General features: G+C 64.0%; 12 protein-coding genes and 1 pseudogene. 6 read left to right on the plus strand and 7 right to left on the minus strand.

All coding sequences use genetic code 11. The features are described 5' to 3' along the window. The first annotated feature begins 105 nt into the window (after window positions 1–105). Together Q0964_RS15985 and Q0964_RS15990 are read left to right on the plus strand one after the other, a co-directional pair. Window positions 106–1332 (plus strand): tyrosine-type recombinase/integrase, encoded by a 1227-nt coding sequence (locus Q0964_RS15985; protein ID WP_299269532.1) that lies wholly within the window; start codon window positions 106–108, stop codon window positions 1330–1332. Window positions 1333–1532: 200 nt separating this feature from the next. After that, window positions 1533–1823 (plus strand): methyl-accepting chemotaxis domain-containing protein, encoded by a 291-nt coding sequence (locus tag Q0964_RS15990; RefSeq protein ID WP_299269534.1) that lies wholly within the window; start codon window positions 1533–1535, stop codon window positions 1821–1823. Window positions 1824–1950: 127 nt separating this feature from the next. Here Q0964_RS15990 and Q0964_RS15995 read toward each other — a convergent pair whose 3' ends face one another. Then, on the minus strand, window positions 1951–2391 hold the full coding sequence (locus tag Q0964_RS15995; protein WP_299269537.1) for a reverse transcriptase-like protein: 441 nt from the start codon (window positions 2389–2391) through the stop codon (window positions 1951–1953). A 219-nt stretch (window positions 2392–2610) separates the two neighbouring features. After that, on the minus strand, window positions 2611–2934 hold the full coding sequence (locus Q0964_RS16000; RefSeq protein ID WP_299269540.1) for a hypothetical protein: 324 nt from the start codon (window positions 2932–2934) through the stop codon (window positions 2611–2613). A gap of 424 nt (window positions 2935–3358) precedes the next feature. On the opposite strand from Q0964_RS16000, the gene Q0964_RS16005 reads away from it, so the two are divergent. After that, entirely contained in the window at window positions 3359–4351 is a 993-nt protein-coding gene (locus Q0964_RS16005) for a ParA family protein (protein ID WP_299269543.1), read from the plus strand. Next, window positions 4348–4800, plus strand: a complete 453-nt coding sequence (locus Q0964_RS16010) for a DUF7970 domain-containing protein (protein ID WP_299269546.1) — start codon at window positions 4348–4350, stop codon at window positions 4798–4800. The genes Q0964_RS16005 and Q0964_RS16010 overlap by 4 nt, the downstream gene beginning before the upstream one ends. A 107-nt stretch (window positions 4801–4907) precedes the next feature. Here Q0964_RS16010 and Q0964_RS16015 read toward each other — a convergent pair whose 3' ends face one another. Continuing rightward, complete coding sequence (locus Q0964_RS16015; protein WP_299269548.1) at window positions 4908–5102, minus strand: hypothetical protein; 195 nt, start codon at window positions 5100–5102, stop codon at window positions 4908–4910. A 90-nt stretch (window positions 5103–5192) separates the two neighbouring features. Between Q0964_RS16015 and Q0964_RS18385 the strand changes: the two genes are divergently transcribed. Further along, window positions 5193–5417, plus strand: a complete 225-nt coding sequence (locus tag Q0964_RS18385; RefSeq protein ID WP_349254479.1) for a hypothetical protein — start codon at window positions 5193–5195, stop codon at window positions 5415–5417. On the opposite strand, the pseudogene Q0964_RS16020 reads toward Q0964_RS18385, so the two are convergent. From Q0964_RS16020 to Q0964_RS16030, 3 genes and pseudogenes are all read right to left on the minus strand, one after another. Next, a pseudogene (locus tag Q0964_RS16020) lies at window positions 5336–5913 on the minus strand (ABC transporter ATP-binding protein); the annotation flags it as partial. The gene Q0964_RS18385 and the pseudogene Q0964_RS16020 overlap by 82 nt on opposite strands. 209 nt (window positions 5914–6122) lie before the next feature. Continuing rightward, entirely contained in the window at window positions 6123–7796 is a 1674-nt protein-coding gene (locus Q0964_RS16025; protein WP_299269550.1) for an ATP-binding protein, read from the minus strand. Window positions 7797–8070: 274 nt separating this feature from the next. Further along, a complete protein-coding gene (locus Q0964_RS16030) occupies window positions 8071–8445 on the minus strand; it encodes an ArsR/SmtB family transcription factor (protein WP_299269552.1) in 375 nt (124 codons plus the stop codon). Window positions 8446–8659: 214 nt separating this feature from the next. Here Q0964_RS16030 and Q0964_RS16035 point away from each other — a divergent pair, with 214 nt between their 5' ends. Then, complete coding sequence (locus tag Q0964_RS16035) at window positions 8660–9244, plus strand: response regulator (protein WP_299269554.1); 585 nt, start codon at window positions 8660–8662, stop codon at window positions 9242–9244. A 182-nt stretch (window positions 9245–9426) separates the two neighbouring features. Here the strand turns inward: Q0964_RS16035 and Q0964_RS16040 are convergent. Continuing rightward, window positions 9427–10320: sensor histidine kinase (locus tag Q0964_RS16040; protein WP_299269557.1), on the minus strand; the 894-nt coding region annotated here is incomplete at its 5' end.

Genomic DNA, 10320 nt, shown 5'->3' on the forward strand with positions numbered 1-10320 from the left:
CTGCCGCCGTCGGGGAAGTACGAATGCTGCAATCGGCTCAGAACGACGCTTTCCAGGAGGCAGAGCCGCCGAGGCCGGACTCGCAGAAACGAGGGGGGCCAGTCGATGTCTGACCGGACACTCTCTACGTCGCTCGACGAGACGTTCGAGCGCTATCTTCAGGACAAGGGGAAAGGTCGCGGTGGCGATGGTGGAAACTACAGACGGAACGCAGCGCGGGAACTCGAGCGATTTGCAGAATGGGCTGCCGGCGACCGCGGTCGCGACGACTGGACAGGGGTCGTGCCAGACGACGTCGACCGGGAGCCAGCTTTCGAGGACCTCGACGAACGCACCTTCCGAGAGTACGCTCGTCACCTCGCCGGAGATCGGGGACTCAAGCAGAACACGGTACAAACCTATTATCGCTATATTTCTGCGTGGTGCGGCTGGTGCGTCAACGAGGGGTATCTCGAAGCGCACTACGCCCAACGGGCGAGTGCGACGGCGCCGCTGCCCGAGGACGATGGTCGCAAGCCCGGCGACCAGCAGGCCTGGACGTCCGAACAGCGCCACGCACTCACCCGTCACGTCGACGAGCAGGCTCGCAACGCCATCGAGGCGTACACGACACTCCCAGCGGATACTGACCCCCTCGACAAGCAACGAGCGCGCTACACAGCTCTGAAGGCGGCACGCGACCGGGCGCTCGTGTTCGTCCTCGCGTACACCGCCGTCCGCGTCGGGGAACTCCTGCGGGACCCGGACGACTCCCGTCGGCGAGGGGTTCGCTGGGAGGACCTCGACCTCGACGATGGGAGTATGGACGTCTATCGGAAGAAACAGCAGTGGGACGCCGCCAGCCTCCCCGACCCCGTCTTCCATCCACTTCGCCAGTACCGAAACCTGCTAAACCCGCCGACCGAGCGGTGGCCAGTGTTCCCCACCTTCGATCAGCGGACGCTCGGGCCACTCGTTCGAAGAGAGCTCACAGACCGTGGCTACAAGCCGGCTGCTGTCGGAACTCGTCGTGACGAGTTCGTCCGCGACATCTTCCTCGCGCTCGAGGAAGGGATTCGCCCCCAGTCGAGCACCACCGACGGTGCACGGTCGATTCTTCGGCGACTCACGGACGACGCGGGCATCGAAGTCGACCATCCTCGACACGAGTATCTCGCACCCCACGGCGGACGTCGAGGGATGGGCGAGGTCCTGGTCCGGTCGTTCGGGTACACCGTCGCAGCCCGGTATCTCGACAACTCCGAGGAGATGGTTCGGGAACGGTACTCACACATCGAAGCCGGTGAACTCGGTGACGTCGCGACCGAAGCCCTCGAAGAGGTCGATGGATGACGTGAGAGCGATCCGAAAATCCGAAGAGGCCGCCTCGCCTGTGCGTATTCTCTGCTTTCGGCGGGACAGACCGACAGGACAACTGGGAGAACTGCGGACTGGTCTCACGATCGGATACAGTCAAAACCGTCTCTTGGGTCGAGTCCCTGATTCGGGATCCACAGAGCAAAGTCGGGACGACACAGGAGGAAGTCCAGGCGATGCAAGAGCAGCTGACAGACGGGAGCCGGATCGTGAGTGCGACCATCGAAACGGTCGAAGGCGTGATGAGTCAGGTCGTGAGCGTCAACAAAGGCATCCAGGAAGTTGACAACGCGACCGGCGAACAGGCGCGGACAGCAGAGGAGGTCGTCGGCCTCATCGACGACATCAGTAACGTTGCAGACCGCAGCAGCAGGGAACTCGCCAGCAGGATAAAAGCAGCAATCGGTGGTCAGCGAGATGGTCGCGTCCATGGAGTCGTTCAGCGAACAGGTCACTTCCGTCGATGATGGCCTGTCCGCGTCGATACAGGGACTGAGACGTCGAGCGCCACCGGAACCGGGATAGTCGTCACTGTCGACGACTGTGGGGTGGGTCCACCGCCCTCTGGAACGCCCGTCAGGGTCGACACGTCGCTCAGCCCGTCTGGTGTGGTCTCGCAGCCAGGACGTGCGCGCGACGGTTCTGTTCTCGAGTGGTCTGTTGATACGTCACGGTTGGCACGTCAGCGAGCGCGTCGCGGACGGTATCGACACGCCGTCGGCGGATTGCGTCCCCAGGGACGGCTGGTCGAGTCGGATCGACCGTGTCGATAACCGCTGCGGCGTCCCCGCGGACGTGGACGGCGCTGACCGGCCGGTGAGTCGACAGCGCAGCGACGGCACGAGCGCCGGCGACCAGCGCCCGGAACTCGACGTGTGTACTGGAGACGAACGCAGACAGTGCCCGCGAGCCCTCGACCAGTGGAGTGCCGGTTTCGACGACGTATCCGATCGCTGCGGTCCGCGGATCGGCGTTCTCCGGGCCGTAGCCGACGCTCCCATCGAATCTGAGGACGAGCGAGAGCCCGCCGCTCACGCGAACCACCGCCGCCGGCCGCCGAACAGCGAGAGCCCACGACCTGCCCGATGGCGGAGGAGCCAACCCGGGGTCACGCGATGGCCCTGTCCGTGCACACGTTTTTATCGAGCAAAGCCCAGCAGTCATGGTGTGTGGCGGTCCCGTACGGGATATCCGCCGGTCGACCGGGGCTTTCCTCTACACGCATCCAGGTCCGAACTCGACGGGTCGCTGGCGTCACAGTTCGTCGCGCCATCGGAGCGAGTTGCGGTTCAGTTCCGTCGCGAGCGGTGGGCCCGCGTCGAGGATGCGGTCGGCGATATCGATGGCTGTTCGGAGTTCAGACTCGGAGAGCTGCTCGTAGGCCGGCCGTCCGTCGACGTGGTCGTACCATTCGTCCTCGAAGAGGTTGTCGAGAACAATCCGTGCAAAACAGTGATCCAGGTGGACGGGCCACCCTTCGCCGTTCTGTGCTGTCTCGGGAAGCCGCTCGTGAACCAGCCGGTCGTACTCGTCACGAAGGTCGGTGAGGTCCTCGCCGTCCAGTGTCCGCTGTCCCATCAGTCACTAGTTGGTCTGGAGCGAATTGAACCTGTCTCTACGACCGCTCGCCGACCCCGGCGTCTGTAACTGCTGTCTGTAACTACTGTTCAGGACCGCTGTCTGTAACTACTGTTCAGGACTGCTGTCTGTAACTACTGTTCAGGACTGCTGTCTGTGATTGATGTTCGCAGTCACTGTCTGTAACTGCTGTCTGTAGCAGATATGCGTCTGTAATTATTGTCTGTGACCGCTGTTCGAGTCCACTGTCTGTAATTACTGTCTGTAACTGCTATTCGTAATCACTGTCTGTAACAGCCGCCTGTATCATCTGTTCTGTGCCAGGTTCGTGGCACGGCATCGCGTCTGTGACAGTAGTCTGTTACAGATATCTGTAACGAATGTCTGACATAGGTTTATGTAAGAAGCGGCTACAGTTCCGTACATGATCACCCCGGTAGTCTACTCGGAATCCGGCGGGACGTACAAGACCACGATGACCGCCAACCTCGCAGTTGCGTTGAACCGGATGGGGTTGGACGTTCTCGTGTTGGACCTCGACCCACAGGAGGGGAACCTGACGACACTTTTTGACGTGGGTGAGCAACGAAGCGACCCGGAGGCCGACAATCTGGTCAAACACGTCCTCGAACAGCCGGATGGCGAGTTTAGAGACCTAATCGAGACCTCGGAGGAGGGCGTCGACATCGTTCCGAGTCATGATATGCTGGGAGACTTCACCTCAAGTCTGGAGCAGAAGATTTCTTACGAGACGTCGATGCAGAACGTTGGACGTGGCGAGTACCCCCGATACGAGCTCCTCCACCGCCTACTGTGGGAGGAAGAATCGCTCCAGGAGAGCTACGACGCCGTCCTGATCGACCCGAACGCACGGGCCGAGGACCTCCTCTACAACGCGATTTTCGCCCTCCGGACGCTGGTAGCGCCGGTCAAGCCAGCGGGGAAAGGGAACCTGAGTCTCGACGGGCTCGAGGAGCTGGTCGGCAATATGGAACGGCAGCTCGATATCCAGATCGGACTCTCGTGTGTCGTTCCGTCGGGTGTCGGGCAGACGAATGCACACCGCCAGTACAAACAGCAGTTCGACGAGACGGACGCGTTCGCAACCCCCGTCGCCATCGCCGACCGCGAGAGCCTGATGGACGCGATGTGGGAGGCCAGAGGCTCGGCGTTCAGAGTCGTCGAAGAACGCTGGAAAACGTTCGAACGGGACGGAGAGATGGTGAGTGAACCGGGTCAGCGACGCGTTCGGGACCGAGAGGTCGACACGCTGGGTTCACTCTACGAGTTGGCCGGCTTCGTCGCCACGGAGACGTTCGACGCCACCATCGACCCGGTGTTAGAGCTCGATATTCGGGGCCACGAGACGCTGACGATCGACCTTCGTGGAGGCGAACGAACGGAGGCGACAGCATGAGTAATTTCAAATCGGGCTCCGGGAATCTCGACTTTGGGGGTGACGACGAGGACGACGAGGAGGAATCGGAGACGAGCGAGTCCCAGGAGACACCGACGCGGGAGACGGCCGCTGTCACAGGGGGAACCGAGGAGGCGGCGAACCGCACACGGGGTCGGGGTAGGGATGCAGAACGCACCGGTTCGTCGGCGACCCCGGAGGCGGCCGCGGACTATCCGTATTTCGTACGACGGAACAACGTCGGCGACGAACGGGATACCAGACTCGAGATACACGTTCGGGACGACGTCGCCGCACAGGAGTCGGAGTTCCGGAACGAACTCGCCGAGCGGCTCGGCGCGAGTGAAGTCTCGAAGACGGACGCCAGGGAGTTCGCTCTGCTTGCAGCGTTCGAGAATCCAGAGGCAGTGGCCGAGCTGATGGAAGAAGACGGATTTGGAACGTTTTGACGGCCGACATCCGCCGTCGTCTCTCACGCACCATCTGTCTCCGGCGACGCTCAACCGACCGGCTATTCAGGTGCGGTCCGAGCGTCACGAAGGTCGAACCGAGAGAGTCACGCGATATCGGCCTGCCGGAACCGGAGGTATCCAACCGCGACTGGGACGGCGAGCCAGACGAGCAGGAGGAGCGTCGGGAACCACACGGACGCGAACGGATCGGTGGCGAAGACGCGACCACCGTCGACTGCGGCCTCGAAGGCGGAAATCGCGGCACAGTTCGGTGGGACGATACGGATAACTGCAGCCACGCCGGCTGGCTATCGGCCGCGATCAGCCCGAACGCGCTGGCACCGGCCCGAATGCCGCCGACCATCAGGTTCCACAGGGCAACGAGGATCATGTGCGCCCCGACAGCGACGGCAGTGGCCCGGCCGTCGCTCGCGCTGGCGGCCGAGATGCCGACGAAGGCAATCCCCATCAGGCCGAGAAACAGCACGAACGGGACCAGCGACGCGAGTCCCTCGGCGAACAGCACGACGACCAAAACCCCGGTCGCGACCAACTGTCCGTCGTCCATGATTCCGATGCGGTCGGCGACGGCCTCGACCTGTTCGAGGATGTGACTGGAGAAGAACGCGGCCACACCGCGGTCACTTTCAGCCTGGATGATCTCCCGAGTTCCCGTGTGCTATTAAGCTCGAGGCCGGCGGTCGGCTCGTCGAGGATGAGCAGGTCGGGCGAGCCGACCAGAGCCATCGTCAGCGCGAGTCGCTGGCTCATCCCCGTCGAGTACTCTCCGGCCGGCCGGTTCGCGTCTGCCGGAGACAGGCCGACACGTTCGAGCAGTTTGTCCGGGTCGGCGGTCGCGTTTTTTACTTCGGTGGCGAGTACGACGTGTCGCCGACCGCTCAGTCGGTCGTACAGTCCGTAGTTCTCCGGCACCACGCCGATCCGGCGATGGAGTTCCGTCCGGTCCGCCGCCACGTCCAGTCCCAGCATCGATGCCGTCCCCGTCGTCGGAGAGACGAAATCCAGCAGGACGTCGCTCGTCGTCGACTTCCCGGCCCCGTTGGGACCGAGAAAGCCGAAGATTTCACCCGACTCGACCGTCAGGTTCAGACCGTCACGTCGCCGAACTGCTTCGTCAGTCCGTTTATTTCGATTGCGTGGTCAGCCACTGTCACACCACCGACTTCGATAGCGGGTGGTGTAAATCGACGTCGACCGTCTCAGGTGGTGAAACGGTGCCGTCGGCCGGCGAGCCTGTGGGCACGGTCGACCGTCCGCGGGCGGAGCCAGCCCACGGTTCGGCCGCCCACTCTGTCGGTTCAGGCCGGTACCGAGACGGTCACGACGCTCCCGCTCTCCCCCTCGGCGTCGAACGAGACCGTTCCACCGACGTACCGCGTTCCCCAGTTGACGAGCCACAGGCCGATGCCGGTCCCGTGTTCGAGTGGCGTCTCGGTCCCCGCGGTCAGCGCCTGCCGCTCGCGGTCCGGAATGCCGGGACCGTCGTCCGCGACGGCGACGGACACTCGGTCACCGTGGTCCCGGACGGTTATCTCGACCTGTGGTCGCTGTCCGCCGCCGTGACGAGCCGCGTTTTCGACGAGTTCGGCGACGACGCGACGAAACACCGTCTCGTCGGTCCTGACCGTCACCGCCGACGGTGCCGTGACGTCGATGTCGCTCGTCGGGTGCGCCTCGCGGGCATCGGTCGCGACGGCGCGAACGATTTGGGACACGTTTTGCTGCTCGAACGAGAGCCGGTCCGCGTCGAGCAGTCGTTCCACGTCGCGGGCCTTCTTACTGACGCGGGCGAGTTCGCCCGCGAGGTCACGGATCGTCTCGCCGCGCTGGTCTGGGTCGTCGACCGTCGATGCGTGTGCGAGAATCGCGTCGACGTTGTTTCGGAGGTTGTGTCTGAGTACCCGGTTGAGAACTTCGAGGCGCTGCTTTCGCGTCTTCCGTTCTGTCACGTCCCGCATCACCAGTGTCCGACCGACGGAGTCACGCCCCTCGTCGCCGATCTCGGACACGCCGATTTCGAGCTGTCGCATCCCGTCGGCGGTCTGTATCGTGACCGCCCCCGTCGGGGACCCCGGCGGGAGGGTGTCGGCGTCGACGAGCGACTCGGCGGGCTCGCCGATAGCCGTCTCCGCCGAGCAGTCCAGTAACGTGGTCGCGGTCGGGTTCAGATCGAGGACGCGATTGTTCCGGTCGAGGACGACCACGCCCTCGCGGAGGTTTTCGACCACTTCGTCGCGAGCGACGTACTGGGCCTCCGGAAGCGCCGAACAGACCGGATACCGCCACGTCGCCACGGCGAGGCCGACAGCCGAGACGAAAAAGACCGGATAAACGGCGTCGAACGGCGCTATCGGCGGCCCATCGGTTCCCGAGGTTAGGTTCGTCAGTACGATTATCGCGTATATGAGGACGAGACTCGCGACCTGTGTCCCGACCTGGCCGATCGGAACGGTGTCGTACGTCCGGCGGAGTTTCACGAGAAGATAGGCCCCGAACAGTAGCAGACAGACGATGTAGAGGACGAACACCAGGGACAACACCACGAGCAAAAGCCGGATCCAGGGCGGCTGTGACCCATCGAACCCCTGCTGGGATACGGCGACCCCGCCGAACGCGAGAGCGATCAACAGGAAGGGGGTGCAGATAGCCCCGATCCGCCGTCTGGTCAGCGTGTCACCCCGCCCGGTGTACGCGAGCGTGTACGCGACCCACGAGACCGGGAGTGCGAAGCCCCCAACGAAACTGCCGGCGACACGCAGCGCCGCTCCGCCAGCCACCTGCTCGACCGTGGCGAGGTCGGAAGCGAACGTCGTTACGAAGAGGCCGATGACCGCGGCGGTGAACACACCGTATGCGGTCGCGCTCGGACGGTCGCGGGTCCGGACCGCGTACCACACGACCCAGAGCAACAGCGGCACCGAGACGTATCCGAGCGCCACGAGTGGGAGGGCAGCGCCTGTTGCGGATAGCATCCACCCAAGATTTCGGGTCGTGAGTGACTAATTAGTTCCCACTCGTCGGTGTGTGGCCACGGGCTGCCGGTCGGTCTGGCAGCCAGTTCAGCGTAGACTCGGGTTACTGTCCACTGGTCGGGACGGAGCGCGTCGCCGACTCGACCGCTACGACGAGCGACGGTGGACCGGCGGTTCCGGAGTCGTCGAAATCACAACCGACGGTCGTCGGCGGGAGGGCACGTTGTTTACTGGAGTAAGAGGCGCCTGCTGTACTCCGGACTGTGGGTGGGTGTCATGCGGCCAGGTCGACGTCGATCTGGCCGGCGTCGATCGAGACGACGACCTCCTCGAGCGTGGACCGGAACTGCTGGCGATGGTGGCCGTCGGGGTCCAGCGACAACGACGTCTGCACGATACCGAACTCCTCCAGACGGTTGAGGCGGCGGTAGACGGTCGGCCGTGAGAGGTCGAGGCTGTCGGCGATGTCCCGTGCAGGGAGCGGGTCCTCGCTGATCTCTTTCACGATATCACGTGCGTATTCGTCGCTCAGCATCCACAGGAGTCCGTCGGAGTCGACGGGGTCGTTCGATCCGGTCGCGGTGCCGGCGTCGTTGCGCGATAGTTCCGTGTCGGTCCGTGCTCGACTTCGGGGGACGGTTTCGGGCATCGTCGTAACTAAACGTATAGCCTCCCACCCCCTGTAACTCGGCGCTATCAATCTGGAAGCCGCGATTCGCGCGTCTCTAGTTATCCCAACCGGCGGGACGACGCGCTCGGTCGCGTGGCTCTCTGTACTCGAAGGGACTCCGCGCCGTCCACCGGGCGTCGGGTGTCATCGGGCGGTTATTATGTGTCGTCGTCACTAGTCCAACGTATCGACGATGGCTGACGATATGCACGTGACCCTCCCCCGAGTGCTGCTGGTCGACGACGAGAAGGAAGTCGCCGACGCGTACGCACTCAGGCTCAAGGGGGTTGCAGACATCACGATTACGTACAGCGGCGAGGAGGCCCTCTCGACTGTCGACCCGTCGTCGCCCCCCGACGTCGTCTTACTCGACCGGCACATGCCGGGGCTGTCGGGTGACGAAGTTCTCACCGAGTTGCGGGACATGGGTGTCCGGACCCGGGTTATCATGGTGACGGCAATCGACCCGGGGCTTGACATTCTCGACCTTCCGTTCGACGAGTACCTCTGTAAGCCGGTCGAACGTGAGGACGTCCGGGCCGCGGTCGACCAGCAGTGCCAGGTCCTCGCGTACGAACTGCTCGGCGAGTACTTCCAACTCGAGTCGAAACGGGCGGTCATCGAGGCGGAACTCCCACCCGAGCGGCTCAACGACCACGACGGGTTCGCCGAACTCGACGAGCAGACCGACGGCCTCTACGACCGTGCGTGTCGCCTGCTCCCCGACGCCGACGACCTGCTGGAGGCGTTCTCCGGTATCGACCGCGAGGGGTACTGAGGTGAGGGCGAACTGGCCGGGTCGGGACCACGGCGACACGCAGCCGCCAAACGGCGGCCGGTGAGATGGACCGCTCGCACCGGGACAATGCACCCCGCAACGGAGCGGGAACGGTCGGCGGAGTCGGGACGGGTGTCAGTGCTGGGTTGAAGTTGGGGGCCTCGCTTCGGGACCGTCCGACATCAGCGTGCCGGGAGTTCGATCACGACGGCCGTTCCACCGAGGGCGCTCTCACGAAAGGAGAGTTCCCCGCCCAGTTGCTGGACTGCCCAGTTGGTGCCCCAGAGACCGAGGCTGCTGCCGTGAGACTGCGGGGTCTCAGTTCGGTCCTCGATGGCCGGCCGTTCGGGCTCCGGGATTCCCGGGCCGTCGTCCGCGACGACGACCCGCATCCCGCTTTCCGTTTCCGTGCCCCGGACCTCGATACGTGAGTCCACCCCGTCGTTGTGGACGGCGGCGTTCTCGACGACGTTCCGGAGCGCGAACCGACAGAGTTCGGCGTCGACCCGGAACGGGTGGTCCGGAAAGTCGAGCGCGATGCTCACTTCCGGATGTGCCGCGGCGACCGTCTCCGTGACGGACGTCGCGAGGCTGGCGACGTCGGCCGGAGAGTGGTTGTCCTGGGACCGTCGCAGCAGGCTCTCGATTCGGCGGGCGTCCGCACTCAATCTGTCGAGTGTGTCCGTCGTGTCGAGGATGGACGCGGCGCGTTCGTCGTCCGCGACGAGTTCGGCGTTGGCTTTGATTACGTCGAGGTTGTTCCGGATGTTGTGTCTGAGGATTCGGTTGAGTACCTCGATCCGCTGACGCCTGATTTCCCTGTCGGTGACGTCGATCAGGATAATCGTGTACCCGACCGTCTCGTCGTACTTGTTCGTCAGTTCCCTCACGCGCGGGTCGAACTGCTTGTGGCCATCTTCGGTCCAGCACTCGACCGTCTCCCGGTTCGCAAGTGCCGTGCGGTCATGCCCGATCACGTCGGCGAACGGTGCTTCGTCGGTCGCGGAGCCGAACAGTTCGGTTGCGGCCCTGTTCGCCCGGGCGAGCGCGCCGTCGCGTTCGACGGTGACGATGAC

Source organism: Halorientalis sp., from assembly GCF_028275115.1.
Classification (GTDB): domain Archaea; phylum Halobacteriota; class Halobacteria; order Halobacteriales; family Haloarculaceae; genus Halorientalis.

Coding starts and splice junctions, on each gene's coding strand:
- Q0964_RS15985 (WP_299269532.1), top strand. CDS start 106: ATGTCTGACCGGACACTCTCTACGTCGCTCGACGAGACGTTCGAGCGC.
- Q0964_RS15990 (WP_299269534.1), top strand. CDS start 1,533: ATGCAAGAGCAGCTGACAGACGGGAGCCGGATCGTGAGTGCGACCATC.
- Q0964_RS16000 (WP_299269540.1), bottom strand. CDS start 2,934: ATGGGACAGCGGACACTGGACGGCGAGGACCTCACCGACCTTCGTGAC.
- Q0964_RS16005 (WP_299269543.1), top strand. CDS start 3,359: ATGATCACCCCGGTAGTCTACTCGGAATCCGGCGGGACGTACAAGACC.
- Q0964_RS16010 (WP_299269546.1), top strand. CDS start 4,348: ATGAGTAATTTCAAATCGGGCTCCGGGAATCTCGACTTTGGGGGTGAC.
- Q0964_RS18385 (WP_349254479.1), top strand. CDS start 5,193: ATGTGCGCCCCGACAGCGACGGCAGTGGCCCGGCCGTCGCTCGCGCTG.
- Q0964_RS16025 (WP_299269550.1), bottom strand. CDS start 7,796: ATGCTATCCGCAACAGGCGCTGCCCTCCCACTCGTGGCGCTCGGATAC.
- Q0964_RS16030 (WP_299269552.1), bottom strand. CDS start 8,445: ATGCCCGAAACCGTCCCCCGAAGTCGAGCACGGACCGACACGGAACTA.
- Q0964_RS16035 (WP_299269554.1), top strand. CDS start 8,660: ATGGCTGACGATATGCACGTGACCCTCCCCCGAGTGCTGCTGGTCGAC.